25 protein-coding genes are annotated in these 25,583 nt (G+C 50.3%); 18 read left to right on the top strand and 7 right to left on the bottom strand.

Going from position 1 to position 25,583, the window contains the following annotated elements; all coding sequences use genetic code 11:
• Positions 1-6: 6 nt before the first annotated feature.
• Positions 7-930 carry an AraC family transcriptional regulator gene (locus NE473_RS26275; RefSeq protein WP_055651008.1) on the bottom strand — a complete coding sequence of 308 codons (924 nt, stop codon included), beginning with the start codon at positions 928-930 and terminating at the stop codon, positions 7-9.
• Between the two features lie 133 nt (positions 931-1,063).
• On the opposite strand from NE473_RS26275, the gene NE473_RS26270 reads away from it, so the two are divergent.
• Both NE473_RS26270 and NE473_RS26265 read left to right on the top strand, forming a co-directional pair.
• The gene (locus NE473_RS26270; RefSeq protein ID WP_055651007.1) at positions 1,064-3,154 is read left to right on the top strand and encodes a glycoside hydrolase family 3 C-terminal domain-containing protein; all 2,091 of its coding nucleotides are present in this window, start codon (positions 1,064-1,066) and stop codon (positions 3,152-3,154) included.
• A gap of 16 nt (positions 3,155-3,170) precedes the next feature.
• Positions 3,171-4,508, top strand: coding sequence for a GH1 family beta-glucosidase (locus NE473_RS26265; RefSeq protein ID WP_055651035.1), 1,338 nt, complete (start codon positions 3,171-3,173; stop codon positions 4,506-4,508).
• A 743-nt stretch (positions 4,509-5,251) separates the two neighbouring features.
• Here the strand turns inward: NE473_RS26265 and pdaA are convergent.
• On the bottom strand, positions 5,252-6,061 hold the full coding sequence (pdaA, locus tag NE473_RS26260; protein ID WP_055651034.1) for a delta-lactam-biosynthetic de-N-acetylase: 810 nt from the start codon (positions 6,059-6,061) through the stop codon (positions 5,252-5,254).
• A gap of 214 nt (positions 6,062-6,275) precedes the next feature.
• Between pdaA and NE473_RS26255 the strand changes: the two genes are divergently transcribed.
• From NE473_RS26255 to NE473_RS26245, 3 genes are read left to right on the top strand one after another with little or no spacing between them, the layout of a single operon-like run.
• Complete coding sequence (locus NE473_RS26255) at positions 6,276-6,650, top strand: GntR family transcriptional regulator (RefSeq protein WP_022031325.1); 375 nt, start codon at positions 6,276-6,278, stop codon at positions 6,648-6,650.
• Positions 6,637-7,521 (top strand): ABC transporter ATP-binding protein, encoded by an 885-nt coding sequence (locus NE473_RS26250; RefSeq protein ID WP_432762481.1) that lies wholly within the window; start codon positions 6,637-6,639, stop codon positions 7,519-7,521. Before NE473_RS26255 ends, NE473_RS26250 begins: the two co-directional genes overlap by 14 nt.
• The gene (locus NE473_RS26245) at positions 7,518-8,162 is read left to right on the top strand and encodes an ABC-2 transporter permease (protein ID WP_006776677.1); all 645 of its coding nucleotides are present in this window, start codon (positions 7,518-7,520) and stop codon (positions 8,160-8,162) included. Before NE473_RS26250 ends, NE473_RS26245 begins: the two co-directional genes overlap by 4 nt.
• On the opposite strand, the gene NE473_RS26240 is transcribed toward NE473_RS26245, so the two are convergent.
• Both NE473_RS26240 and arcC read right to left on the bottom strand, forming a co-directional pair.
• Positions 8,141-8,971, bottom strand: a complete 831-nt coding sequence (locus tag NE473_RS26240; protein ID WP_006776676.1) for a PHP domain-containing protein — start codon at positions 8,969-8,971, stop codon at positions 8,141-8,143. The genes NE473_RS26245 and NE473_RS26240 overlap by 22 nt on opposite strands.
• Before the next feature lie 129 nt (positions 8,972-9,100).
• Complete coding sequence (gene arcC, locus NE473_RS26235) at positions 9,101-10,033, bottom strand: carbamate kinase (protein ID WP_006776674.1); 933 nt, start codon at positions 10,031-10,033, stop codon at positions 9,101-9,103.
• A gap of 655 nt (positions 10,034-10,688) precedes the next feature.
• Here arcC and NE473_RS26230 point away from each other — a divergent pair.
• Both NE473_RS26230 and NE473_RS26225 read left to right on the top strand, forming a co-directional pair.
• Positions 10,689-11,435 carry a CPBP family intramembrane glutamic endopeptidase gene (locus tag NE473_RS26230; RefSeq protein WP_055651006.1) on the top strand — a complete coding sequence of 249 codons (747 nt, stop codon included), beginning with the start codon at positions 10,689-10,691 and terminating at the stop codon, positions 11,433-11,435.
• A complete protein-coding gene (locus NE473_RS26225) occupies positions 11,432-12,451 on the top strand; it encodes a glycosyltransferase family 2 protein (RefSeq protein ID WP_055651005.1) in 1,020 nt (339 codons plus the stop codon). Before NE473_RS26230 ends, NE473_RS26225 begins: the two co-directional genes overlap by 4 nt.
• A gap of 141 nt (positions 12,452-12,592) precedes the next feature.
• On the opposite strand, the gene NE473_RS26220 is transcribed toward NE473_RS26225, so the two are convergent.
• Entirely contained in the window at positions 12,593-13,249 is a 657-nt protein-coding gene (locus NE473_RS26220; protein WP_006776670.1) for a phosphatase PAP2 family protein, read from the bottom strand.
• A gap of 216 nt (positions 13,250-13,465) precedes the next feature.
• On the opposite strand from NE473_RS26220, the gene NE473_RS26215 reads away from it, so the two are divergent.
• The 4 genes from NE473_RS26215 to NE473_RS26200 all read left to right on the top strand — a co-directional run bounded on the left by NE473_RS26215 (position 13,466) and on the right by NE473_RS26200 (position 15,976).
• Positions 13,466-13,618, top strand: a complete 153-nt coding sequence (locus tag NE473_RS26215; RefSeq protein WP_172682278.1) for a hypothetical protein — start codon at positions 13,466-13,468, stop codon at positions 13,616-13,618.
• A 275-nt stretch (positions 13,619-13,893) separates the two neighbouring features.
• The gene (locus NE473_RS26210; RefSeq protein ID WP_006776667.1) at positions 13,894-14,625 is read left to right on the top strand and encodes an SIR2 family NAD-dependent protein deacylase; all 732 of its coding nucleotides are present in this window, start codon (positions 13,894-13,896) and stop codon (positions 14,623-14,625) included.
• A gap of 143 nt (positions 14,626-14,768) precedes the next feature.
• Positions 14,769-15,248 (top strand): COG2426 family protein, encoded by a 480-nt coding sequence (locus tag NE473_RS26205; protein ID WP_022031144.1) that lies wholly within the window; start codon positions 14,769-14,771, stop codon positions 15,246-15,248.
• Positions 15,249-15,283: 35 nt separating this feature from the next.
• Positions 15,284-15,976, top strand: a complete 693-nt coding sequence (locus NE473_RS26200; protein WP_022031145.1) for an NUDIX domain-containing protein — start codon at positions 15,284-15,286, stop codon at positions 15,974-15,976.
• Positions 15,977-16,042: 66 nt separating this feature from the next.
• On the opposite strand, the gene NE473_RS26195 is transcribed toward NE473_RS26200, so the two are convergent.
• A complete protein-coding gene (locus NE473_RS26195; protein ID WP_055651004.1) occupies positions 16,043-16,303 on the bottom strand; it encodes a putative signal transducing protein in 261 nt (86 codons plus the stop codon).
• 185 nt (positions 16,304-16,488) lie between these two features.
• On the opposite strand from NE473_RS26195, the gene NE473_RS26190 reads away from it, so the two are divergent.
• Both NE473_RS26190 and NE473_RS26185 read left to right on the top strand, forming a co-directional pair.
• On the top strand, positions 16,489-17,160 hold the full coding sequence (locus tag NE473_RS26190) for a response regulator transcription factor (RefSeq protein WP_055651003.1): 672 nt from the start codon (positions 16,489-16,491) through the stop codon (positions 17,158-17,160).
• Complete coding sequence (locus NE473_RS26185) at positions 17,157-18,191, top strand: sensor histidine kinase (protein WP_055651002.1); 1,035 nt, start codon at positions 17,157-17,159, stop codon at positions 18,189-18,191. Before NE473_RS26190 ends, NE473_RS26185 begins: the two co-directional genes overlap by 4 nt.
• 135 nt (positions 18,192-18,326) lie before the next feature.
• Here the strand turns inward: NE473_RS26185 and NE473_RS26180 are convergent, their stop codons facing one another.
• The gene (locus NE473_RS26180) at positions 18,327-18,542 is read right to left on the bottom strand and encodes a hypothetical protein (RefSeq protein WP_022031150.1); all 216 of its coding nucleotides are present in this window, start codon (positions 18,540-18,542) and stop codon (positions 18,327-18,329) included.
• 188 nt (positions 18,543-18,730) lie between these two features.
• On the opposite strand from NE473_RS26180, the gene NE473_RS26175 reads away from it, so the two are divergent.
• From NE473_RS26175 to NE473_RS26155, 5 genes are all read left to right on the top strand, one after another.
• Positions 18,731-19,498: an ABC transporter ATP-binding protein gene (locus tag NE473_RS26175; protein ID WP_055651001.1), complete on the top strand. Its 768-nt coding sequence runs from the start codon at positions 18,731-18,733 to the stop codon at positions 19,496-19,498.
• On the top strand, positions 19,491-21,473 hold the full coding sequence (locus NE473_RS26170; RefSeq protein WP_256265434.1) for an FtsX-like permease family protein: 1,983 nt from the start codon (positions 19,491-19,493) through the stop codon (positions 21,471-21,473). Before NE473_RS26175 ends, NE473_RS26170 begins: the two co-directional genes overlap by 8 nt.
• 1 nt (position 21,474) lies before the next feature.
• Positions 21,475-21,600 carry a hypothetical protein gene (locus tag NE473_RS26165; protein WP_256154526.1) on the top strand — a complete coding sequence of 42 codons (126 nt, stop codon included), beginning with the start codon at positions 21,475-21,477 and terminating at the stop codon, positions 21,598-21,600.
• A gap of 84 nt (positions 21,601-21,684) precedes the next feature.
• A complete protein-coding gene (locus NE473_RS26160; RefSeq protein ID WP_022031153.1) occupies positions 21,685-23,868 on the top strand; it encodes a protein translocase subunit SecDF in 2,184 nt (727 codons plus the stop codon).
• Positions 23,869-24,031: 163 nt separating this feature from the next.
• The gene (locus NE473_RS26155) at positions 24,032-25,408 is read left to right on the top strand and encodes a serine hydrolase (RefSeq protein ID WP_022031154.1); all 1,377 of its coding nucleotides are present in this window, start codon (positions 24,032-24,034) and stop codon (positions 25,406-25,408) included.
• Positions 25,409-25,583 lie beyond the last annotated feature (175 nt).

Raw genomic sequence — 25,583 nt, 5'->3', positions numbered from 1 at the left:
CCGGCATTAAAAAACCGTGACATTCCCCGGCACATCTTCGATGAATTTGGTGCGGTATTCACTGGGACTGTAATTGGTGTACTTTTTAAAACACCGCGTAAATGAGGTCGAGTTGTTGAATCCCGTCTGGAATGCGATGGACGTGATCGAGGCATCGGTTGTTAAGAGCGTCTGGGCCGCCTGGATCCGCTTGCGGCTCAGATAATCATAAAAGGTTGAATTGGTATGCTGCTTAAACAGTCTGGTAAAATGGTATTTGGAAAATCCCGTGTAATCAGCCATTTTCTCCAGAGTCAGCGGCTCTGCGAAGTGATCGTTGATGTAGGACAGCAGACTGTTGAACTTCTGATAGTAATCGTAGCTCTTTTCCGCAGTATTTTCCGTTCCTGCAAAAAGGGCGTCGTAGTGTTCCCGGCCGATGGTGGTCAGGATATCAATCAAATTAGCGTATATGGAGTATTCCCGGAAGGTGATGCTGGAGGAAAAATAGAGCGTGCTGATCTCCATAAGCCGGGAGTAAATATGCTCATAGATGCCGGGAGTCGTCCGTTTCGTCAGAAAACAGGGATCGAGCAGCACGGGCTCCAAGGAACTGTAATCGTGGAAGCTGGTCAGAGGATCCATATTAAACATAAAGATGAAACGCTCGCCCCAGTCCGGCTTCATAATCTCGTGAAGGGTGAGCCCGGGGATAAAGAGGATGTTGCCCGGCTCCAGCTGATAGGTATGGTTGTTGGCGAGAACGGTGTAGCTGTTCTCGATCGGAACGAGGATCTCTATGGCGTTGTGCTGGTGCAGGGCATAGCCTTCGTTCTGGATATTATGCCAGATACGGATATTGGAATTTAAGTAGTAATCTACTTTTTCCACGCATCCTTCCATCTCTCTCCCGTGGTACTCATCCGGCAGCGTATAGTTTAAGCGGCTCATACTGCGTCCTCCTTTCGACATGGCAAGTGGGATTCTAACGTTGAAATTATGATGCAATTATACCGCAGGTTCGGAAGCTTGAAAAGAAAAATTACAGATAAAGACATGAAATAAAGATTATTTGGAGGAACTTATGGACAGACAAACAGCAAGGCAGAAAGCAATGGAACTGGTGGAGCAGATGACTGTGGAGGAAATGGCCTCCCAGATGCGTTACGATGCGCCGGCGATACCGAGGCTGCAGATACCGGCTTACAACTGGTGGAATGAAGGGCTGCACGGCGTAGCCAGAGGCGGTACCGCCACCGTGTTTCCGCAGGCCATCGGGCTTGCCGCCATGTTTGACGAGGCGTTGATTGGAAGTGTGGCAGATACCGTGTCAACCGAAGGCAGGGCGAAATACAACGAATTTCAGAAGGAAGGCGACGGGGATATCTACAAAGGGCTGACCTACTGGACGCCGAATGTGAACATCTTCCGGGATCCGAGATGGGGCAGGGGCCATGAGACCTACGGGGAGGACCCGTATCTGACTTCCCGCCTGGGAGTTGCCTTTGTAAAGGGCCTTCAGGGAGAGGGAGAGCATTTGAAAATAGCCGCCTGCGCCAAACATTTTGCCGTGCATTCCGGACCGGAGGCAGTGCGCCATGAGTTTAATGCCACCTCAACGAAACGCGATTTGTGGGAAACGTATCTGCCGGCCTTTGAGGCCTGCGTGAAGGAAGGCGGAGTAGAGTCCGTCATGGGTGCTTACAACTGCTACGAGGGAGAGCCATGCTGTGCCAGCACACTGCTGATGGAAGAGATTCTTCGCGGAAAATGGGGCTTTGAGGGCCATTTTGTATCGGACTGCTGGGCAATCCGTGATTTTCACCAGAGCCATATGGTGACCGATAATGCGGAGGAGTCGGCGGCGCTGGCTGTCTCTAAGGGCTGTGATTTAAATTGTGGAAATACCTATTTATACGTGCTGAAGGCGTATGAAAAAGGGATGATTTCGGAGGAAGAGATAAAACAAGCCGTTGTTAGGCTGTTTACAACCCGTTATTTACTCGGACTGGGGGAGACAACGGAGTATGATGCGATCCCGTACGAGGCGGTGGAATGTGAAGAACACCGCAGGCTGGCCGTGGAAGCGGCGGAGAAGAGCATGGTATTATTGAAAAACGACGGGATTCTGCCTATCAACCCGGACTCTGTCAAAAAGATCGCGGTGATTGGCCCTAATGCGAACAGCCGGATCGCTCTCATTGGTAATTATCATGGCACCTCATCCCACTATACGACGATTCTGGAAGGAATTCAGCATGAGGCAGGGGAAGGAACCACTGTGCTGTATGCCCAGGGCTGCCATCTCTACAAAGACCGGGTGGAGCATCTGGGACTTCCCGGAGACCGGCTGTCAGAGGCGAGAATCGCAGCAAGACACAGCGATGTGGTCATACTCTGCGTGGGACTGGATGAAACACTGGAGGGAGAGGAGGGCGATACCGGAAACAGCTATTCCTCCGGAGATAAAGAAGGACTTGAACTTCCGGCTTCCCAGCGCAGGCTGATGGAAGAAATACTGGCTCTGGACAAACCGGTGATTGTATGCAATATGACGGGAAGTGCCGTAGATTTATCACTGGCACAGGAAAAAGCAGGAGCGGTGATTCAGGCATGGTACCCGGGAGCGGAAGGCGGCACGGCATTTGCGCGGCTGATCTTTGGCAGGAGCACTCCCGGTGGAAAGCTGCCGGTGACATTTTATAAGGACCTGTCTGCGCTCCCGGAGTTTGAGGACTATTCCATGGCAGGCAGAACGTACCGGTACATCAAAGAAGAGCCCCTTTATCCGTTTGGTTTTGGATTAACCTATGGAAGGGTGGAATTGTCTGACGGAGCAGTAGAAGGGAAAAAAGCATCTGTAACCGTTCGGAATACGGGAGACTACTGTGCACGGGAAGTGATTGAAGTCTATGTGAATCCGGCGGATTCGCCCGATCGTGTGGATCACTGGAGCCTGTGTGGTTTTAAGCGCATCGAGCTGGAGCCGGGGGAAGTAAAACGGGTTGAGCTGGAATTGGGAAGCCATACGTATGAGTGTGTTAATTCCGAAGGCCAGTACGTGGAAAATGCTACGGTCTATGAGTTCAGCATTGGAACGAGCCAGCCGGATAAGCGGAGCAGGCAGCTGGGAGCACCGGAGCCGGTTGCCGTGGTATGCCGGAGAGGAGTGTGAGTCTGTGGAGGAAAAGATGATATGGGGAGCGGCTACATCTGCGTATCAGATTGAAGGCGCTGCGGAGGAAGACGGAAAGGGCCTGAATATCTGGGATATCTATTGCCGACAGCCCGGAAAGATATTCGGAGGCCATACCGGAGATGTGGCCTGTGATCACTACCATCGCTACCGGGAAGATATCAGTATTATGAAACAGATCGGTATTTCGGCGTATCGGTTCTCCATCAGCTGGGCCAGAATTCTGCCGCAGGGCCAGGGAACCGTCAATGAGGAAGGGATTGCATTTTACAATCGTCTGATCGACGAACTGATAATGAATGGCATTGAGCCTTACATTACGCTGTTCCACTGGGATTATCCCTATGCGCTGTATCAGAGGGGCGGCTGGATGAATCCGGACTCCGTGAACTGGTTTGCGGAGTATGCGCGCCTTGTGACGGAGCGCTTTTCGGACCGGGTAAGATACTTTATTACGTTTAATGAGCCGCAGTGTTTTATCGGGATGGGTCACGTCACCGGTGAGCACGCTCCGGGGCTGAAGAATCCGCTGCATGATGGTTTTCTCATGGCGCACCATGTAATGATGGCCCACGGCAAAGCGGTACAGGCCATGCGCGCGGCCGCAAAGAGACCGATCATGATCGGTTATGCGCCAACCTCAACCGTAAGCGCTCCTGCCAGTCGGAGTCAGGAGGACATCGAAGCGGCGAGAGCGCGTTACTTTGCCTGCCCGGAGGATGCCGGCGGCTGGAGCTGGAACGTCAGCTGGTGGAGCGATCCGGTCATGCTGGGCAGGTATCCGGAAGACGGGGTGAAACGGTATGAGGAATATCTGCCGGATATCCGTCCTGGTGATCTGGAACTGATGCATCAGCCTCTCGACTTCTACGGTCAGAATATCTATAATGGCTACCGGGTCAAAGCCGGAGCAGACGGAAGGCCGATGGTCCTGGAACGGCCCGCGGGATATGAGACTACCGCCATGGGATGGCCGGTGACGCCGGAGAGCTTATACTGGGGGCCAAAGTTCCTGTATGAACGTTATGGAAAGCCGATTTATATCACCGAAAATGGGATGGCCTGTCACGATATGGTCAGCCGTGACGGGAGGGTGCACGATGCGTCAAGAATTGATTTTATGGACAGATATATAGAAAGCCTTCTGAAAGCCAGAGAAGACGGCACAGATATCCGCGGTTATTTTTACTGGTCTTTACTGGATAATTTCGAATGGGCGGAAGGGTATAAGGACCGGTTTGGGCTGGTTTATGTGGATTATGCTACACAGAGGCGCGTGCTGAAGGATTCGGCTGAGTGGTATCAGAAGTGGATTGCGGGGGAAAATGGGTGAGGGGTACGCCTCATAGCCTGTAAAGAGGAGACGGGAGTCCGGGGCGGCGGAGGCTGAGCCGGTTTCCCGTTTCTTCGGTGGCAGGAAGTAAAGCGGAAAGACGGAAAAAAGGGGCGGACCGCGCAAACTCCGCCGAACTCCTGAAGGACTTCGCCTCCGTGTCCACTTGAAATCAGGCTTTGAGGCCTGATTTCACCACCCCTTTTTCCCGCCTTTCCACTTAACTTCCTGCGAACCTCAGAAAACGAAACCGCCCCAGCCTCCGCCTCCCCGGACTCCCGTCTCCTCTTTACAGGCTATGAGGCTGGGGCTGGCCGAGCTGAGGAAAAGCAACCCCTTTTTAATTTTTAATCTTTAATCTTTACGATACACCGGACTGTCACTACTTTTTTCTGCCACTCTTTGTGGAGCCGTTAAGCAGCGGACGTTTCGTAACCTGGCCGGAAAAGGGAGTGCGGGCGGCAGGGAGGGCAGGGCGAATGATATGGTGGTCGGTGGGACTTAGGGCGGACAGTTGTCGGAGCAGGGGCAAAACCGCGTTTACAGGACGCGGTTTTGCGGACTCTGAGAGCGAACTCATCAAGAGTTCGGTCGAATAGTCCGGGACCCCTGCGGAGACAGCTGTCCGCCCTTAGTCCCACCCCCGCCAGATCCCTGAGTCCTGCCCTCCCTGCCGCCCGCGCTCCCTTTTCCTCAACTGCCTCACTTAACGTCCGCGTACCCCCCTCCACAAATCCCCCCTCCTACTTTGTTACCAGCTGATCCAGGGACTTAAATGTGTATCCCATCTCCTCCCATTTCGTCAGAAGCTCATCAAGGATCTGGGCATTGGTGCTGGAGGTGCTGTGCAGGAGTACGACGGCGCCGGGGTGGATACGTCCCAGAAGCTTTTTAAAAGCCTCCTCCTTGGAGGGCTGTTTATCCTGGTACCAGTCTACATAGGCCAGGCTCCAGAAAAATGTGCTGTATCCCATGTCTTTTGCCATCTGCAGATTCGTCTCGCTATATTTTCCCTGAGGCGGCCGGTAGTATTTTTTCATGGTCTGCCCTGTCGTCTCAGTAAATAATTTCTCCAAATCTCCCAGTTCTTTCTCAAATGCCTCTTTTGACGAGATTTTTGACATATCGGGGTGGTGGTACGTGTGATTGCCTACGATATGGCCCTCCGCTACCATGCGTTTTACAAGATCCGGTGCGGTTTCTATGTAGTTTCCAACCACAAAGAAGGTGGCCGGGGCATTGTGCTTTTTTAACGCGTCCAGAATTGCCGCGGTGTTGCCGTTTTCATAGCCTGCGTCAAATGTCAAATAGAGCACTTTTTCCGGTGTGTTTTCCGCATAATATGCGTTGAATTTCTTTAGGTAATCGGCGGTGGCATTGGCCACGGGGGGCTGCCCTTCCTGCTGGAAGCTTAATCCCCAGTTCCCGTCAGCCGCAGTTTCAACCGCCTGCTTTCCATCCGTCATCATGGCGCCGAAACGACCGGCCATAAAGGCCAGGGCAAATAAAAGCAGCACCTTTACAAGACGGAAGAGTTGTTTTTTCTTATTCATATCCATAGCATCACCTGAGTCCGTTTGGTTTAATATATTGAAGGACGGTCTGTCTCTATTCGTTTTTTGCAGTTTTATTTCTGCAGGGCTTTGGACTTGTACTGTGGGAAATGGATGTTGACAGATATGAGAAAAGATGGTATAGTGTATATATAAAGTATATACATTAATTACGGTAGATACAGTTACAGACGCAAATTATGGAGGCGGTGCAGTGAATATCATCATCAGCAATTCCAGCGGGAAACCGATATATGAACAGATTACATCACAGATACAGAATATGATTATCAGCGGGCAGCTGATGGCGGGGGATGCCCTGCCGAGTATGAGAACCCTGGCAAAGGATTTGCGAATCAGTGTCATTACGACAAAAAGGGCGTATAACGATCTGGAGCAGGAAGGGTTTATCGAGACGATAACCGGAAAAGGCAGCTTCGTGGCGGCAAGAAATACGGAGGTAATCCGGGAGGGGAATTTAAGGATGGCGGAAGAGCATTTGACGAAAGCCGCGGAGATCGCCAGGAGAAGCGGCATTTCCTATGAGGAGCTGTGTGAGGTTTTAAAGATGCTTTATGACGGAGAGTGAGGGAATCATGATGGAATATGCAGTCAGAATAAAGAATTTAAGCAAGCAGTATCCGGATTTTTCTTTGAATAACATCAGCCTGGATATTCCCATGGGAAGCATCATGGGACTGATCGGGGAGAACGGATCTGGAAAAACGACGACGATTAAGGCCATGCTGGATATTGTTAAGCGTGACGCAGGCGACGTGGAGATTCTGGGAATGGATATCAGGGAACGGGAACAGGAGGTCAAAGAGGAGATCGGCGTGGTCTTCGGCGAGAGCCAGTTTCACGATTTCCTAAGTGCCGTTCAGATCTCCGGAATTATGAAAAGAGTTTATAAAAACTGGGATGAGGAGCTGTTCTCCTCGTATCTGTCCAGATTTGCTCTTCCAGAGAAGAAAAAGGTGAAGGAATATTCAAGAGGAATGGCCATGAAGCTGGCGATTGCGGCGGCTCTGAGCCATCATCCGAAGCTTTTGATTCTGGATGAAGCGACCAGCGGCTTAGATCCGGTTGCACGGGATGAGATTCTCGATCTCTTCTTTGAGTTTATCGAAGACGGGGAACATTCCGTGCTGATCGCTTCCCACATTACGAGCGACCTTGACAAGGTGGCGGATTACGTTACCATGATTCATAACGGAAGCATTCTGTTTTCGGAGGAAAAGGATCAGCTTCTGGAGGATATGGGAATTCTCCGATGCGGGGAAGAGGAACTGGCCGGCCTGACCGATGTCCATGTCGTGGGAGTCAGGAAGAATCCCTATGGGGTGGAAGCGCTGATCAGGGGGAGAGAATATGTGAAGAGAAGATATCCGGAGATTGTGACAGACCGGACGAACATCGAGGAAATCATGCTGTATTCTGTGAGGAGGGATAGAAAATGAAAGGACTGCTGATCAAGGATTACTATATTTTGCGGCAGAGTATAAAATCCATGCTGTTTATTCTGGTAGTATGGTCCCTCGTCTTTCTGGGCGGCAGGAAGACGGGAATGTTCCTGATTCCCATGTTTATCATGGTAGCAGGCATCAATGTGCTGAATCTGTTTTCTTATGACAGGCAGACAAAGTGGGAGACGTATGTGCTGACCTTACCGGTTCCGCGCTGGAAAATGGTGTTGGAAAAGTATTTTTACGCAGTCTGCATTTCCACCTTTTTCGGACTGATCGCAGTGGCCGTGGTGGCTGCCGCAGCCGCCGTCAAGGGGATGGCAATGGGACCGGAATTTCTCTTAGAGCTGCTGATGAACTGGCTGACCGGTATTGTAATCTCGTTTTTTTATAATTCGTTCTCAATCCCGCTCACATACTGGCTGGGAGTAGAGAAGGCCAGGCTGATTCCCAGCGTATTAATCGCAGCGGCAGTCTTCCTGTTCGTGGCTTTTGCGTCAGCGTATGGCAGCGGCTTCACGGTGAGTGAGGGGACAGCGGCCATCGCCATCGCTGCTGGTGCTCTGGGAACCGTGATCATGATGGTCCTCTCGTACTTTATCAGCGTTCGGATCTATAAGAAAAAGGAGTTTTGAGCTGTCTCCATCCCCATCCGGTTTCTGCTTGCGGAACCGTGAAAATCGCTGCCAGCCGTGGTAAATAATTGATAGTCAGCCGCGAGTCCGTTTAGAAAACTTTTCTCCGGGAGGGAGAACGCGGGATACTCGGTCTCCAGACCGTCAAGCCCCATGCGTACCAGTTCGTTCAGCATGACAGATACCTCATCTGCCTGAAGCGTTTGCTTCTGAAAAAGGTGGTAGCTGTGATAGGGGTGAGCCCAAACTGCCTTTCCGCCAGCGTGGTGGATGGCGGCAATGCCGTCCTCCACGGTGATGTTGGCCTCCGTCAGGTTTTTTGAGAAGGAATCAATCAGCCGTATGGTCTCCTCGCTTACCGAGGGAAATGTTTTCCTGACGTGAGCCATGACATCACGAAGCTGAAGTACGTTTCCGCAGCTTTTGGGGACGTCGGGGATACGGAGCGGGCAGCCTGAAGCGGTTACCGCCTCTGCCAGATCCCGGTAGACGGTTTCAGTCCGTTCCTTCCGGCTGGAGAGCAGTGCACACAGAGTCTCGTCATTTTCATCAAACCCGTATCCGAGCAGATGAATGGACTGCGGCACGGGTAGAGAACCCCAGGGCCGCTCCGCACATGTAAGCTCCGTTCCTGTCATGTAACGGACACGGCCCTGGCAGCGCTGCCTGGCCCGTCCTATACCCGCCAGCGTATCATGGTCTGTGACCGCCATGGCAAGAATTCCGTTGTTTACCGCCATGTCAACGACGGTTTCCACTTCGTAGATTCCGTCGGAACACAGCGTATGCATATGATAATCAACCTTCATAGTTTTTAATCCCCATTCTAAACCTGTATATCACATAGAGAGTGACACGGCAGCTTTGCTGCCTTTTTCCTGTGGTTCGGACAGAAAACCCGCTGCGTGAAGAAGATTCTTCATGCAGCGGGTCTGCGGTTATTCGATTGTCGTGCCGGCTTTGCCTGCCAGACTCGCTTTCGCTTTGGAAAGAGAAGTAATGATAGCGCAGCGGCCTTTGCCGTGTGTGACAAAGTCTACGGAAGCTTCGATCTTCGGAAGCATGGAGGCAAATTCAAACTGACCTTCGTTGATATAGCTCTCCGCCTCTTCGATGCTCATATGGGAAATCGGCCTCTCCTGTGGTGTGCCGTAATCAATGGTGACGTTGTCCACACTGGTTAAGATCATGAGGACATCGGCGTCGATCTCCTTGGCCAGAAGTCCGGCCGCCCTGTCTTTTTCAATGACTGCACTGGCGCCCTTTAAATTATAGCCCTGTTCCATAACCGGAATTCCGCCGCCGCCGCAGGCGATGACGATCTGATCCGCATCCATGACTGCCTTAATAACGTCAATCTCCACGATTGAGACAGGCTTCGGGGAGGCGATGACTCTGCGGAAGCCCTTTCCCGGGATTTCTTCCACGTAATTTCCTTTTTCTTCCTCTTCCTTTGCCTCCCCGGCTGTCATAAAACGGCCAACCGGCTTCATGGGAGTGTAGAAGGAGTCATCGTAGGGATCTACCATCATCTGGGTTAGGATTGTGGCTACCGGTTTATAGATACCGCGTTTTACCAGTTCGGCGCGGATTCCATTCTGTAAATCATATCCGATATAGCCCTGGCTCATGGCTGAGCAGACGGACATGGGAGCAGAGGTGTAACCGTCATGCTGTTTTCCGAATTCGTTCATAGCCGTGTGAATCATGCCGACCTGCGGGGCGTTGCTGTGGGTTAAAGCAACCTGCCATCCGGCCTGGATAAAATCTGCGATTACTTTCGCTGTTTCGGTCACCGCTTTTTTCTGTTCCGGAAGATTTGTTCCCAGGGCATTGTGACCCAATGCCATAACAATACGTTTCTTTGCCATATCAGTTACCTCTCAGTTCGATGTAATTTAATCAAAAAAGTATAAGGATATTATATTATCTGGAAAGAGAAAAAGCAATCAGTTCTTATTTCCACGCAGAATAAACTTGTAAACTTACAAAATTATTAAGAATTGTGGTTCCTCATGAGACTGAGAGAGATTTCGGCGTTTTCGTTCCGCCAGGGAGCCGGGGCCGGAGCGCTTCCCCCAGTTTCGGCTCATGGTTTCGGCCGGGGCATCTCTAAGGCCGGAAGGATACAAAAACAAGGGTACCGATGACATTCATCGAGAACTCCTGAAGGACTTCTCGATTCAGGTCCTCTAAAAATCTGCCTTTGAGGTCAGATTTTTCCCCTTGTTTTTGCACCCTTCCTACCTAAGCGCTGCCGACGTCCTGCAAAAATCGCCGAAACTGGGGGAAGCGCTCCGGCCCCGGCTCCCTGGCGGAACGAAAACACCGAAATCCCGGCTGAAGTTATTGACGAAAACTACTTTTTATAATTTTGTAAGTTTATAAGTTTATCCTGGTTTCCACGCCTTTGCACGAGAAAAATCAGGAAATACTAAGGAATAATTTAGAAATTGGGGGCTGGATATATTGCAAAGAGATGATATAATGTTCATATTAATATAGGTAAAGAGAGGTTCGAAGTTCATGGTGATTCTGTACCTGATTCTTCCGCTTGTGTTTTACAGTCTGGTAACAGGAGTTATCGCACTGATCCTGCCGTTACAGGCAGTGACGTGCACTCTGCTGGGGGCTGTGGTTACGTTTCCGGTACTCTGTTACTGGCCATACCGGTCCGATCAGGCCAGGCGGGGAGTGATTCCGCCCATGCCGTTTCGATTTCGGGGCTGCCTTCCCGTCATAATTCTTTTGGGAATTGGAACATGCATATCTGTCAATAATATCATTAGTTTAACTCCGCTGCCGGAGCTGTCGTCCGGTTTTGAAGCGGTCAGGGATACCTTTTACTCACCTCCGTTACTGATTCAGATTCTCGGTCCTGGGGTCTTGATCCCTGCGGCAGAGGAGATGATATTCCGGGGGCTGATGTTTGCTCCCCTGAGAGACCGGATGCCATTCTGGCCGGCCGCTCTGATATCGGCCGTACTGTTTGGACTTTACCATGGCAATCTGCTTCAGGGAGTCTACGCGTTTCTCCTTGGACTGGTACTGGCATGGCTTTACGAGCGCTTCCAGACGCTGGCCGCTCCATGGCTCTTTCATGCGGCGGCGAATATGACATCCATCATTGCTGTAAATACAGGTCTGGAGATTCTGACAGAGAAGACGGACCGTTTTGTGTTTGGCACCGCCCTGGTTCTGGCAGCAGTTCTCTCGGTTTTTTGTTTGATCAGAATAGAACGTAAGACGAATATAAAGGAGGAAGAAGTGTGAAGTTATTATCCATTGCAATTCCGTGCTATAATTCAGAGGCCTATATGAGGCACTGTATCGAATCGCTTCTGCCGGGAGGCGACGAGGTGGAGATACTGATTGTTGACGACGGCTCCACAAAGGACCGTACGGCAGAGATCGCAGATGAATATGAAAGAAAGTATCCGGGCATCTGCCGGGCCATCCACCAGGAAAACGGCGGACACGGCGAGGCAGTAAATGCAGGGCTTCGCAATGCCGCCGGTATTTATTATAAAGTAGTGGACAGTGACGACTGGGTGGATGAGGCGGCCTATCAGGAGATTCTCTCCACACTTCGCCGGTTCGTATGCGGCGAGGAGACGCTGGACATGCTGATCAGCAACTTTGTCTATGAGAAACAGGGAGCAAAGCGGAAAAAGGTCATGAATTACCGGACGGCGCTTCCGCAGAACGAACTGTTTACCTGGGATGATGTAAAGGTCTTCATGCTGGGCCAGTATATTCTGATGCATTCCGTCATTTACCGTACCGAGCTTCTGCGGGAATGCGGTTTAGAGCTTCCCAAGCACACGTTCTATGTGGATAATATTTTCGTATACCAGCCGCTTCCTCACGTAAAGACCATGTATTACTTAAATGTCAATTTCTACCGCTATTTCATCGGAAGAGAAGACCAGTCCGTAAACGAGGAGGTTATGATCGGACGAATCGACCAGCAGATACGCGTGACGAAGCTGATGCTTGGCTACTGCGATGTCACAAAATTAAAGAAGCGTAAGCTCCGCCATTATATGGTGCGTTATCTCGAGATTATGATGACGGTTTCTTCCATACTGGCCATCAAGTCCGGGACAGAGGAAAATATGGAGAAGAAAAAGGAATTGTGGCAGTATCTGCGCAAACTGAATCTGGCTCTGTATCTCCGGCTGAGATGGGGATTTCTGGGACAGGGAACGAACCTTCCGGGAAAGAGCGGCCGAAAGTTTTCCATTGCAGGATACAAGATTACACAGAAATTCTTCGGATTTAACTGATATGCGAAATGATGTACGACGCAGCAGGAAGAGGAAACTGAAAAAGAGCCTCCAGCCGATTCAATCGACTGGAGGCTCTTTTTCATCTTCTGCAGTTCAGGTACCCGTGCGGCTGACGCCTGAGTGCCGGTTTGTCTGGTGTCAGCTGATTGCTTTCTGTGTGACTTTCTTTCGGCTGGTGACGTAACCGTCTGTGTAGATAAACTGGAACATGACGTATGCCATCACCACGGCTCCCAGTCCGTCGAAAGCAGAATGCTGCTTTAAGAAGACTGTAGCCAGACAGATGGAAACCATTAAAATAAAGGAACCGATCTGAACGGACTTAAACTTCTTAAGAACTTCACTGTGGCTGACTGCGATATGAACGCAGACAGAGTTGTATACATGAATGCTTGGAAAGACATTCGTGCACGTGTCGGTGGAATAGAGCCACGCAACGATGGCGGAGCAGATATTCTTATCCGGGTTCACCACCGGACGGAAATCCGTTCCGTTCGGGAAGATGGTGCATACCAGCAGGCTGATGGTCATTCCGGTGAACAGCATGGTGCAAAGCCTGTAGTAGCCTTTCACGTCTGTAAAAAAAAGATAAAGGACTGCGCCCGCCACATAGGCGAACCAGAGCATGTAAGGAATAATGAAGTATTCATTAAACGGAATAAAATCATCGAGCCTGACGTGCATGATGTGATAGTTGCTTGTCACCGTCTTCTCCAAATATACGAACCATGGAATATAGATGAAAGCATAGCATAAAATCCATGCGTGCCTGTACTTATGAAGCAGATTTTTCATAAAAGATTAACCCCTTCTGTTGTTAGGTGTGAGTTGTCAGATTCTGATATTACTGATATATATTACCAACTTCCGTGGATTATATCACACCCGTTTGGAGAGTACAAGGGGATTCACGAAATGTTAAGATTTTTATTATGAAAGATTAAGCTCCCATTGCCTGATCCATGAGTACAAAACTCAAGTCCGGACCATACTATCCGTGAGGTGATCAATATGGACAAAGACAAGCAGGAAAAACTGGCACAGAAGAAATCAAACGAACTATTCAACAGTATTACCGAGAAGGTAAAGCCGGAAAACCAGAATCAGACCCATAATTCCCGCCGGGAGGGCATGGGCCCGAATACGAAGAGAAAACCAATGTAAAGCGCCGGGCAGCCGGTGCAGGATATGGAAGCATCAATATGAAAATACCGATTTCCTGATATAAGGGCGAATCCCCCTTTGGAGACCGGTATTTTTGCTTTTCTGCAGAATGCGCTGTGCAATTATAAATAAAAAGAAGAATTTAATATACGAATAAAGATCAAACAGAAAAAAGAGTAAATAAATGGAATATATCATGGAAAATACTGTTATTTCATAGTATAATAGTACCATAAAATAAAGCGGAATCAAAAGCTTTGAAGGGAGGTTTTATTATGGAAGGAAAGATTTCAAAACTGAGGGAAATTCTTGATGAGAGCAGATACACGGTGGCCATCTGCGGCTCTGGTATGATGGAGGAAGGCGGTTTTATAGGTGTAAAGAATCCGGATAAAGCCTATGATATCGAGACGAAGTATGGATATTCTGCGGAAGAGATCTTTTCCAGCGCCTTCTATAATACGCGTCCCGAGTTTTTCTTTGAGTTTTATAAGAAAGAGATGCTGGATAATCCGCCGGAGGACACGGCATCCGGTCCGGCACTGGCTGCAATGGAACGGGCGGGGAAGCTGCAGTGTCTCATTACCAGTAATATCTATGCAAAGGCCCAGAGAGCCGGCTGTAAAAATGTGATAAATCTTCACGGGACGATCTATGAGAATAAATGTCCGCACTGTGGAAAGGACTATACCATGGAGCAGGTGCGGGATGCAAAAAAGATTCTTCTCTGTGACAAATGCGGTATTCCTGTCCGCCCCCAGGTGTCCCTGTTTGGGGAGATGGTGGACAGCCGCCGGATGACGAAGACCTCCAACGAGATCTCGAAGGCGGAAGTCCTTCTTCTCCTGGGGACAACGCTGGATTCCGAGGTCTTTGGAAACTATGTAAAGTATTTTACCGGGCGGTGGCTGGTGATTATCCATCCGAACCGCAACTATCTGGATGACAAGGCGGATATGCTGTTTTTGGATTATCCGAAAAATATTCTGCCGAAACTGGGGTACTGATCAGACACGGGAAACTGCAGAAACAGCAGTTTCCCGTATTAATTTTCTGCATAAATTTATTATCTTTTTCTAAAAAGGTTGTAACGATCCCGAACTTTGTGTATAGTATAATGGCAGACTTTTTATAGGAAAGGAATATCAGGATGTTACAAAGTTATATATTGGTTTTTTTAATCTCCATGGTACCGCTCATTGAGCTTCGCGGCGCCATTCCTTATTCCCAGGTGATGGGCCTGCCTCTTTTAGAGTCGTATATCATCGCCATCATCGGAAACATGCTCCCGGTTCCGATCATCTATTTATTTGCCAGAAAGGTATTGGAATGGGGAGCGGACAAGCCCGTGATCGGCGGATTTTTTACGTGGTGTCTGGAAAAAGGGAAACATGGCGGCGAGAAGCTGCAGGCGAAGGCGGGCAGAGGCCTGTTTGTCGCGCTGTTACTGTTCGTGGGAATCCCGCTTCCGGGTACAGGCGCATGGACCGGTACGCTGGCGGCAAGTCTTCTCGATATCGACTTCAAATCCAGTATCCTCGCGGTAATGGGAGGTGTACTGCTTGCCGGAGTCATTATGGGACTGGCCAGTGTGGGCGTTTTGGGAGCGCTTAATTCTGTTATTTTTTAAAGCCGGGCCGCAGGGACCGGGGAGGAGGAATTCCTATGGAACTGAAGAATGAAGATGGGCTGACCGAGAAAGAGTTTTTAGCACAGTACAGGCCCGGAAATTATGAGCGTCCATCGGTGACTGTGGATATGCTGATTTTTGCAGTCGATCCGGAGGCGGAGGAAGAGGAGCCGGAACTTCTGCTGATCCGCAGGCGGAACCATCCATGCATCGGCCAGTGGGCCATTCCCGGCGGATTCGTGAATATGGATGAATCGCTGGAGGAAGCTGCGGCCAGGGAACTGGAGGAAGAGACCGGGATCACCGGGATCTGCCTGGAACAGCTCTATACGTGGGGGAATGTAAAACGTGATCCCCGGACACGGATTATTTCCGTATCCTATATGGCGGTGGTGCCGAAGGACGAATTGAATCCGGTCGCAGGAGACGATGCAAAGGAAGCCGTATGGTTTCAGGTAAAGAAAAAGAAACTGTCCGATCTGGCAGACGGCGCGACATACGCCCTGACTGTGGAGAATGAAGAACGCCATATTTTCATCGGATACCGGATTACGGAAGGTTATACCCACATGGGACTTATGTGGAAGAAGGATACCCATGCAGAACTGCTGCCTGCAATCGATGTAACCGATACGGAGGCGCTGGCTTTTGACCACGCCTATATTTTAAACGCGGCGCTGGACCGGCTGGAAGAGATGCAGAAGGAGTACCGCGAGCAGCTGGAATAAGGATGCAGAGAAAGCCGGGAAATCAAAGGATCATACTTTGGTTTCCCGGCTTTTATATGTAAAGTGTCAGACGCTGCTTTCTTCACACATAAGCAGAAACTGGGCTTCTTCATAATCCTGTTTATTCACATATAATGAATATTCTATTATGGGCTTCGTCTGCAGCATAGGGGCGGTCAGACGGCAGAACCCCGGCCTGATCGGATTCAAATCGCAATCCTTTATGGTATAAGGGATGTTGTTCGATTTCAGAATCCGTCCAATGCGGGAACATTCCACCATGGAAAAACCGGAGTACAGTTCTTTGCGGTTAAATATGGTAATCATGGTTAAATCCCCCTTTCTTCTTATATTCAGTATATCACCTCCGGATTCAGACTTCTTTACATTTCCATTAAAAATCCATACGCTTTCAGACAGAGGAGTTCCTTAGCAAAGCTTTTGAAATATTTAAAGAAAAAATTAAGAAATGACTGGTAGAATAGGTGGCGAAAGAGAAAAGGGGGAAGCCAATGTATAAGATACTGATTGTAGAGGATGATGAGGTGATTGGCAGAACCGTACAGAGGCATCTGCAGGAATGGGGATATGAGGCGGTCTGTGTAAACGATTTGAAACATGTGCTGGAAGAATTTGCAGCCTTTGAGCCGCACCTGGTTCTGATGGATATCCTGCTGCCTTACTATAACGGCTGTTACTGGTGCGGGGAGATCCGGAAGCTTTCCAATGTGCCGGTAATATTCCTGTCCTCGGCGTCCGACAACATGAATATCATTATGGCGGTTTCCATGGGCGGCGATGATTTTATTGCGAAGCCGTTTGATTTGAATGTGATGACGGCCAAGGTCCAGGCCATGCTCCGGCGAACGTATGATTTTGCGGGGAATCACCATTTAATCAGTCACGGAGGAGCGGTCTTAAACGTTAACGACGCCACTCTGACCTATCAGGAGGAGAAGGTGGAACTGACCAGGAACGAATTCAGGATTCTTAAACTCCTCATGGAGCAGGCCGGGCGGACCGTCACCAGGGAAGAGGTGATGACGCGGCTGTGGGAGACGGACAGCTATGTGGATGACAATACGCTGACCGTCAATGTGAACCGGCTTCGGAGAAAGCTGGATGGAGCGGGCCTTACGGATTTCATCGTCACGAAGAAAGGCACAGGGTATATGGTCAAATGAACGGAAGAGAAAAACTGCCTCTGGTACGCACCTATTTAAAACGATGCAGGGTGGTAATCGCAGCATGCGTCTGCGGCGGAATTCTGTGCGCGTCAGTATTCTGGCTGTATCGTCTTCCTGTGGAGGCGGTGCTTTACGCCTGCATATTGAGTGCCGTGCCGGGGCTGGGGCTGGCTGTCCGGAGTTTTTACAGTTACTGCAGGAAATGCCGGGACTTAGAGCGGATGCTGGCCTGGAAGACGGGATCCTCGGAGTTTGCTGCACCCGCCTCGGACCAGGCGGAGCTTCTGTACCGGAAGCTTCTCGTCTCCTCTTATGAGGAGAGAGAACGGCTGCTTCAGGAGGAAGAGGAGAAACGGACGGAGATGAAGGACTATTACACCATGTGGGTCCATCAGGTCAAGACACCGATTGCGGCCATGAATCTCATCCTTCAGACCGGGGAGGGGCCGGATCATGGCCGGCTTTCCACAGAACTTTTTAAGATTGAACAGTATGTCGAAATGGTTCTCCAGTATTTGCGGGCGGACAGCCCTTCCGCCGATCTGGTTATCCGGGAATATCAGCTGGACTCCATTGTAAAAAAGGCGATTCATAAGTACGCCCCTGTGTTTATCAGGAAAAAGACCGCGCTAGATTACAGACCCGCTGTCTGCTTGGTGCGAACCGACGAAAAATGGCTGTTATTTGTCATAGAACAGCTTCTCTCCAATGCGTTAAAGTATACGGAGCGCGGCAGAATCACCATCCGTCTGGAAGAGGAACGTGAGACTGAGAATGGAGGAGAGCTGCGGACGCTGATCGTGGAAGATACAGGCAGGGGAATTGCGCCCGAGGATATCCCAAGGGTGTTTGAGAAAGGCTATACGGGCTGTAATGGCCGCGTGAATCAGGGATCATCGGGAATCGGGCTCTATCTGTGTAAAAAGGTAATGACGCGTCTGGCCCATGAGATGGTGATCGAATCGCAGCCCGGAGTGGGAACGAAGGTGAAGCTGCGGCTGGATATGACGAAATTTACGCCGGAATAAAGAACGATGAAGCATGTCTCAGAAATGAGTCAGGAAAATAAGAGATGCGGTCCGGCATGGAGGAATGCATCTGGTGTGGCCGGACCGCGGGAAACTGGCATGTGAAAGAACGGATCCTGTATAACGTGGTAAAGCCTACGCGTGAAAATACTCTTTCAGCCGCTGAAACAGGGATTTTTTAGGAATTCCCATGGATTCTAAATACGCTTTTTCCGCCTGTTTCATAGCTTTTTTCGGGTTATATCCGGAGATGGGCGTGCGGGACTTGCCGGGGCGCCCATGCGTGGTTTCAAATTCGTGAATGGTATCGATGCCCCGCTGGCGTGCGCGCTGTTCAAAACTGCTGTACATGGCAAGACCTCCTTTCAGTAGAGAACCATCTGTATCTGATTTCAGTATACCACCGGAATGTGGCCGGAGTCTTTAAGCTTCCCTTACATTTTTGTAAGGATACTGTGAAAAAATGTAAGGCTCTTCGATGGCAGCCGGTCTTTCCCGTCTGTTATACTGAAACATACAGAAGGAAAGGAGGCAGCATTATGCCATTGCTTGAAGTAAATCAATTAAAAAAGGTTTATACCACCCGGTTCGGAGGAAATCAGATAAACGCATTAAATGGGGTCAGCTTTACGGTGGAACCGGAGGAATACGTTGCGATCATGGGAGAGTCAGGATCGGGAAAAACCACCCTCTTAAATATTTTAGCCGCTCTCGACAGGCCCTCCGGAGGCACTGTCCTTTTAAACGGAAGGGATATGAAAACGATTCCGGAAGGAGAACTGGCTGCGTTTCGCCGGGATCATCTGGGGTTCGTATTTCAGGATTTTAATCTGCTGGATACATTTTCCCTGGAAGATAACATCTATCTGCCCATGGTTCTGGCAAAGAAGAGCTACGGGGAAATGAAAAAGAAAGCGGATGCTGTCGTGGGTAAGCTGGGAATTCGGGAACTCATGAAGAAGTATCCGTACGAGGTCTCGGGAGGCCAGAAGCAGAGAGCGGCGGTGGCCAGGGCTCTGGTGATGGACCCGGCAATCATTCTGGCGGATGAGCCTACCGGCGCGCTGGATTCACGGTCATCCGACCAGCTTCTGGATCTGTTCGAGGGGATCAACCGGGAGGGACAGACTATCCTCATGGTAACCCACAGTGTCAAGGCGGCCAGCCATGCAAAACGGGTGCTGTTCATTAAGGATGGAGAGGTGTTCCATCAGCTTTACCGCGGGGAAATGACAGAAGAGAAGATGTACCAGCGCATATCAGATACTCTTGCCGTATTAGAGGCGGGAGGTGGCCGTGATGAGTAAGCTGTTTTATACGAGGCTGGCCGTTCAGAATTTAAAGAAGAATTCGGCTGTCACGATTCCTTGGCTCCTGACCTGCATCGGCTCCGTGATGATGTACTATATCATCTCATCCCTGACGGTGAATCCCGGCTTTGCCCATATGCAGGGCGGCGGATCCATGGTCTTTATTCTGCTGCTGGGCTGCGTGGTCATGGCTGTGTTTTCATTCCTGTTTCTGATCTATACCAACAGCTTTCTGGTGAAACGGAGAAAGCAGGAATTCGGGCTGTTTCAGGTTCTGGGGATGGGAAAGAAACATCTGGCGCGGATTATGGCTCTTGAGACGCTGATTACAGCGGCCGTCAGCCTGGTTGCCGGTGTTGCACTCGGCTTTTTGCTGTACCGGGTCTTTGCGCTGCTGTTGTACCGTCTGATGAAGCTGGATATCAGCTGGGACTTCAGCTTTGTACCAGGCGCGGCGTTCTCGTGCGCAAAGCTCTTTGGCGTCATATTTCTGTTCATTCTCTTCTATAATATATGGCAGGTTGCAAAGGCGAGGCCGGTGGAGATGCTTGCAGGAAAGCAGACCGGAGAGAGGGAACCGAAGGCGCCGTGGCTGTTTGCGGTTTGCGGCATGGTTTCACTGGCGGCGGGCTACTGGATCGCCATTTCGACGGAACGGTCAGCAATGCTGATTATCGCTTTTTTCATCGCAGTGATGTTCGTCATTGCCGGTACCTGCCTCTTATTTATGGCAGGCAGCATTACACTTTTAAAACTGCTGAAAAAGAATAAGGGATACTATTATCAGACTCGCCATTTTATTTCTGTTTCAGGAATGATATACCGGATGAAGCAGAATGCGGCAGGCCTGTCAGTAATCTGCCTTCTGTCCACCGCGGTTTTAGTCATGATCTCGTCCACAATTTCCCTTTATGCAGGCCTGGATGACGTGATGAGGAACCGGTTTAAACGGGATTTTGTGGTGACGGTACGCGATTATTCGGATGAAACGGCTGCGAAGACCGACCGGATTGTGGAGAACGCCTTAAAGGAGGCAGGAGAGACCGCAAAAGAGCTGATCAGCTACCGATACGTCAGCTTTGCTGCAGTGGAGACGGGGGACGGCTATGAGGTGAGAGAGGAAAACCTGGCGGACTACAGCAGTCTGGACTACCTCTTTTTTATGACTCTGGATGACTATAACCGGATCACAGGACAGAATGTGGGGCTGGATGAGAATCAGGTGATGGTGCTTTCGGATGGAATGCGCTATGATCGGGAGACATTTTCCATTTTTGGGAAACAGTATGAAGTCGTTGGAAAGAAAGGGCAGGCGGTGGAGGACGGAATGGATGCCATGGGTTCTGTTGGAAGTCTTCATATTGTCCTTCCTGATTTTTCCCAGCTGAAGGCGATCGAGAAACAGCAGGCCGAGGCGTACGGCGATGCGAAATCCAGCCCAATTTACTATGTGGCTTTTGACGCCGGGGATGGCAGGGAAGGGTCCGAACGGCTGTACCAGATTCTGGAGGAGCAGTTAAGCGGGCTGGGTGCGGCATACCGCCTGGAATCTGCGGCGATGGAACGGGGCTCCTTTTTCTCATTGTACGGGGGACTGTTTTTCGTCGGACTGTTTCTGGGGACGCTGTTTATCATGGCGACCGTTCTTATCATCTATTACAAACAGATTTCTGAGGGATACGAGGACAGGAAACGGTATGAAATCATGCAGAATGTGGGCCTTTCTGCCCGTGAGATCAAGGCGGCTGTCCGTTCCCAGGTGCTCACCATGTTCTTTCTGCCGCTGGTTACGGCCGCCGTCCATATCTGCTTCGCATTTCCGATGATTGCAAGGCTTCTGGCCCTGCTGAATCTTCGCAATGTCGGCCTGTTTGCCGCATCTACGGCTGCTGCGGTACTGGTGTTTGCTGTCTTTTACGGGGTGATCTACGGGGTTACTTCTAAAAAATATTATGAAATTGTAAAGAGGTGATGTGTCAGTGAAAATTCTGATGGGAATTATGGGTTCCATATCCGTTATTATTCTGATTCTGTTTATCCAGGAGATCCGGAATGAACTGGAGGAAGAGCGGTGGTGGAGGAACCGGGGAAAATCTTAATGGTTTCTTAGCACCATTTTCTCTCATAACAGTCTATAATGAATGACGATAAGAAGACTACGATGAGACGAAAAGGAGAGCACTATGAAACCGGGAAAGAAAACACTTGGAATCCTGACGGTAATCGTCATCCTTGCGGTTTATACCGCATGCTTCGGCCTTGGAAAAGACATTAAGGGCGCGGGGGACATGAGATTTGGTATCGATATCCGGGGCGGAGTCGAGGCCGTATTTGAGCCTGTAGGCTTAGACCGGAACCCTGCGCCCAATGAGATTGAAGCGGCCAGGAACATCATCGAGACGAGACTGGATGATAAGAATATCACGGACCGCGAGGTCACAACGGATAATGAAAAGGGGTATGTGATCGTCCGTTTTCCGTGGAAATCTGATGAAAAGGATTTTAAACCTGAGGCTGCCATCGCAGAGCTGGGAGACATGGCCAATTTAACCTTCCGGGATGAGAACGGCACTGTCATGCTGGAGGGAAGAGACGTTTCCACAAGCCGGCCTGTCGAGTATTCGGACCAGACAGGAATGAAAAAATACGAGGTGGAACTGCAGTTTACGAAAGAAGGCGCGGATAAATTCGCTGACGCCACCGGTAAACTGGTGGGCCGCCGTATGGGAATCTACATGGATGAGGAGCTGATCTCCAATCCGGTGGTACAGGATAAGATTACGGGAGGAAATGCCGTGATTAACGGCATGGAGACGTATGCAGCCGCAAAGAATTTATCGGACAAGATCAACGCGGGAGCCCTGCCGTATGCCATGGAGACGAAAAACTTCAGCACCATCAGCCCCAGTCTGGGCTCCAATGCGTTGAACATTATGATATTTTCCGGTGTGCTGGCGTTCATTTGCATCTGCATTTTCATGATTGCCATGTATCGTCTGCCTGGACTGGTGGCCTGCTTCGGTCTGGTTCTTCAAACCTCCATACAGCTGCTGGCGATCTCGATTCCGCAGTATACGCTGACGCTGCCCGGTATTGCCGGCATCATACTGACCATAGGAATGGCGGTGGATGCCAACATTATCATCAGCGAACGGATTGGCGAGGAACTGGGCAGCGGTGCTTCACTGACCGAAGCGGTCAAACGGGGATACAAGAGGGCATTTTCCTCCGTACTGGATGGAAACTTAACGAGTGCCATTGTAGCGGTGATTCTGATGTTCTTCGGTTCCGGCACGATGCTGAGCTTCGGATACACGCTTCTGGTGGGGCTGATCATCAATCTGGTTGTAGGCGTCTGGTTCTCCAGAACGGTGCTTCTTTCCATAATCCGGGAAGGAAAGTTCCGCGATTTAAAGTGGTATAAGGTGAAGAAGAATCAGAAGATTTATCCGATTATGAAACGGAAATACATATGGTTCGCCATCTCCATCTGCATGCTCCTGGCAGGTGCAGTGGGATTTGTGAAGAACGGCGTGAGCCTGGATACCCAGTTTACAGGCGGAACGACCTTAAAATACGAAATCGAGGGAGCGGCTGACGTAAATTCTGACGCCGTTGCAGCTAAGATATCCGGTGAGACCGGAAGAAATGTAAATGTCCGTCTGACAAAAGAGGACGGCCTTGGAAAGCAGTTTATGGTCCTGACTTTTGCAGGGCAGGAGGGAATCAGCCCGGAGAGCCAGGAATATGTGACACAGATCTTAAACAGCTATCAGGATGGCTTTACGGCTGCCCTGTCGGAGACGTATGCGGTTCAGCCGTATATGGGACAGAAAACACTCCATAACGCTGTGATTGCCATGGTTCTGGCCGCAGTGCTGATAACGGTGTATGTCTGGATCCGGTTTTCCATCCTTTCGGGCCTTTCTGCGGGAGTATCTGCGGTAATTGCGCTAATTCACGATGTGCTGATCGTGCTGTGCGCGTTTTTAGTCTTCGCAATTCCGCTGAACGATGCATTTGTGGCCGTGGTGCTGACCATCATCGGCTATTCCATCAACGATACGATCGTAATCTATGACCGCATCAGAGAGAATATGAATCTTCACAAGTGCAGCAGTATCGATGAACTGGTGGATACCAGCGTATCCCAGAGCCTTGGACGGTCGCTGCACACATCGCTTACGACGTGTATCAGCGTGCTGATTCTGGTGATTGCATCGTGGCATTTCGGAATTCAGTCCATTTTTGAATTCTCCCTGCCGCTGCTGTTTGGGCTTGTAAGCGGCTGTTTCTCCTCTATTTGTGTGGCAAGCGTTCTGTGGGCCATGTGGAAAAATTCCCGCAGGGCGGAAAGCAAAAAATGACAGGCCGGGCATAAGAGGTTCTTTCTCGGCTTTGGGAGCGGGGCCGAGAAAGAACCTCTTACGCTCTCATTGTAAGAAAATTTTAAGCCGTGTCCAGGCAATTCTGTGCTATACTGTTTATGGAAATACGACAGATTACAGGATGACACGGGGAGAAACAGACATGATAAAACGCTTTAACAGAATATGGAGCATTGCAATCAGCTTAAGCCTTCTGGCTTCAGTTCCGGCTTTTGGAGATATACCCATCGTTCCGCCTATAGGAGAGGGAGCGAATACTCAGACTTCGGGACCGGAGACAGCAGGGCCGGGCGGCGGTAACAGCCAGAACAGTCAGGGAACCTCTGCGGGACCGGGAGCTGCGGCAGGTTCGGGAACTTCGGCAGGGCCTGGAACTTCCGCTGGGCCAGGGGCTTCCCAGGGAAGCGGAACCGGCGGCAGTGTGGTGAATACGGTAAAGCAGCCAGAGATACAGGCTCAGGGAGCAGTGCTCATGGATGCAGCCACGGGGAATCTGCTCTACTCAAAGAATGCGGAGACGAAGTATTATCCGGCCAGCATCACAAAGCTGATGACGGCTCTTCTGGTAGCAGAGAAGTGCAGCCTTGACGACACGGTCACATTTTCCAAAACGGCGGTCACGAACCTGGAATCCGGTGCTGTGACACTGGGACTGGTGGAAGGGGACAAGCTGACGGTACGCCAGTGCCTTTACGGTCTCCTGCTAAAGTCTGCAAACGAGGTGGCCAATGGTCTGGCGGAACATACGGCGGGCAGTATCAGCGCGTTTGCAGATATGATGAATGCCAGAGCAAAAGAACTGGGCTGTACGAACACAAATTTCGTTAATCCAAACGGGCTTAATGATTCCAACCACTATACGACGCCTCATGATATGGCACTGATCGCGCGGGCGGCATTTCAGAATGCCACGGTATGCAAGGTCGCTTCGACCTTAAGCTACCAGATTCCGGCGACACAGAAGGCGGCGGCCCGCACGATATCCCTGGGGCACAAGATGCTTTATCCCAATGATTCCAGGTACTATCAGGGCGTCATCGGCGGAAAGACCGGATATACCTCCCTGGCTGGGAATACCCTAGTGACATGTGCAGAACGGGATGGCGTAAGGCTGATCGCTGTGATTATGAAGAGCAAGTCAACACAGTATACAGATACGTCGGCTCTGCTGGACTACGGGTTTGCGCTGAAAAGCGGGGGATCACAGACTGCAAAATGGCAGCAGGAGGGAGAAAAGTGGTACTTTGTAAAGAGTGATGGAAACCGGGCCGCCAACGAATGGATGACCATAGACGGCGCGGATTACTGGTTCGACTCCGACGGTGTCATGGCTACAGGCTGGCGCCATTACTCCAACGATGCATGGTATTATTTCAAGTCCAGCGGGGCGATGGCTTCCAGCTGCTGGGTGGAAACCGACGGCCAGTGGTTTTACTTAGGGGCCGATGGTGTGATGATGAAGAATACGGTGACTCCGGATGGATACACGCTGGATGCGTCCGGCGTATGGGTGCAGTAGGAGTTGCAGGGTGAGATATGCGGGAATAGAGAAGAAGGCATGCGTGGTGAGTTCACGGCATGCCTTCTTTATGAATATTGATGAGGAAGCGCATGACATGAGAAAAGGACCTTTCGTTTCACGGAAATTCCCATCTCATAAAACGTGTAAGCTTACGCATGCTTTACCTTGACGC

The organism is Hungatella sp. SL.1.14 (genome assembly GCF_024460495.1).
Taxonomy (GTDB): domain Bacteria; phylum Bacillota; class Clostridia; order Lachnospirales; family Lachnospiraceae; genus Hungatella; species Hungatella hathewayi.
Note: the sequence above shows the minus strand (reverse complement) of the source record. Positions and strands in the feature narration are given on the sequence as shown.

What these genes read in the sequence shown, in the direction of transcription:
- NE473_RS26185 (WP_055651002.1), top strand. Translation starts at nt 17,157, where the DNA reads ATGAACGGAAGAGAAAAACTGCCTCTGGTACGCACCTATTTAAAACGA.
- NE473_RS26230 (WP_055651006.1), top strand. Translation starts at nt 10,689, where the DNA reads ATGGTGATTCTGTACCTGATTCTTCCGCTTGTGTTTTACAGTCTGGTA.
- NE473_RS26155 (WP_022031154.1), top strand. Translation starts at nt 24,032, where the DNA reads ATGATAAAACGCTTTAACAGAATATGGAGCATTGCAATCAGCTTAAGC.
- NE473_RS26190 (WP_055651003.1), top strand. Translation starts at nt 16,489, where the DNA reads ATGTATAAGATACTGATTGTAGAGGATGATGAGGTGATTGGCAGAACC.
- NE473_RS26175 (WP_055651001.1), top strand. Translation starts at nt 18,731, where the DNA reads ATGCCATTGCTTGAAGTAAATCAATTAAAAAAGGTTTATACCACCCGG.
- NE473_RS26220 (WP_006776670.1), bottom strand. Translation starts at nt 13,249, where the DNA reads ATGAAAAATCTGCTTCATAAGTACAGGCACGCATGGATTTTATGCTAT.
- NE473_RS26200 (WP_022031145.1), top strand. Translation starts at nt 15,284, where the DNA reads ATGGAACTGAAGAATGAAGATGGGCTGACCGAGAAAGAGTTTTTAGCA.
- NE473_RS26180 (WP_022031150.1), bottom strand. Translation starts at nt 18,542, where the DNA reads ATGTACAGCAGTTTTGAACAGCGCGCACGCCAGCGGGGCATCGATACC.
- pdaA (WP_055651034.1), bottom strand. Translation starts at nt 6,061, where the DNA reads ATGAATAAGAAAAAACAACTCTTCCGTCTTGTAAAGGTGCTGCTTTTA.
- NE473_RS26245 (WP_006776677.1), top strand. Translation starts at nt 7,518, where the DNA reads ATGAAAGGACTGCTGATCAAGGATTACTATATTTTGCGGCAGAGTATA.
- NE473_RS26215 (WP_172682278.1), top strand. Translation starts at nt 13,466, where the DNA reads ATGGACAAAGACAAGCAGGAAAAACTGGCACAGAAGAAATCAAACGAA.
- NE473_RS26270 (WP_055651007.1), top strand. Translation starts at nt 1,064, where the DNA reads ATGGACAGACAAACAGCAAGGCAGAAAGCAATGGAACTGGTGGAGCAG.
- NE473_RS26240 (WP_006776676.1), bottom strand. Translation starts at nt 8,971, where the DNA reads ATGAAGGTTGATTATCATATGCATACGCTGTGTTCCGACGGAATCTAC.
- arcC (WP_006776674.1), bottom strand. Translation starts at nt 10,033, where the DNA reads ATGGCAAAGAAACGTATTGTTATGGCATTGGGTCACAATGCCCTGGGA.
- NE473_RS26170 (WP_256265434.1), top strand. Translation starts at nt 19,491, where the DNA reads ATGAGTAAGCTGTTTTATACGAGGCTGGCCGTTCAGAATTTAAAGAAG.
- NE473_RS26250 (WP_432762481.1), top strand. Translation starts at nt 6,637, where the DNA reads ATGACGGAGAGTGAGGGAATCATGATGGAATATGCAGTCAGAATAAAG.
- NE473_RS26210 (WP_006776667.1), top strand. Translation starts at nt 13,894, where the DNA reads ATGGAAGGAAAGATTTCAAAACTGAGGGAAATTCTTGATGAGAGCAGA.
- NE473_RS26265 (WP_055651035.1), top strand. Translation starts at nt 3,171, where the DNA reads ATGATATGGGGAGCGGCTACATCTGCGTATCAGATTGAAGGCGCTGCG.
- NE473_RS26275 (WP_055651008.1), bottom strand. Translation starts at nt 930, where the DNA reads ATGAGCCGCTTAAACTATACGCTGCCGGATGAGTACCACGGGAGAGAG.
- NE473_RS26205 (WP_022031144.1), top strand. Translation starts at nt 14,769, where the DNA reads ATGTTACAAAGTTATATATTGGTTTTTTTAATCTCCATGGTACCGCTC.
- NE473_RS26160 (WP_022031153.1), top strand. Translation starts at nt 21,685, where the DNA reads ATGAAACCGGGAAAGAAAACACTTGGAATCCTGACGGTAATCGTCATC.
- NE473_RS26195 (WP_055651004.1), bottom strand. Translation starts at nt 16,303, where the DNA reads ATGATTACCATATTTAACCGCAAAGAACTGTACTCCGGTTTTTCCATG.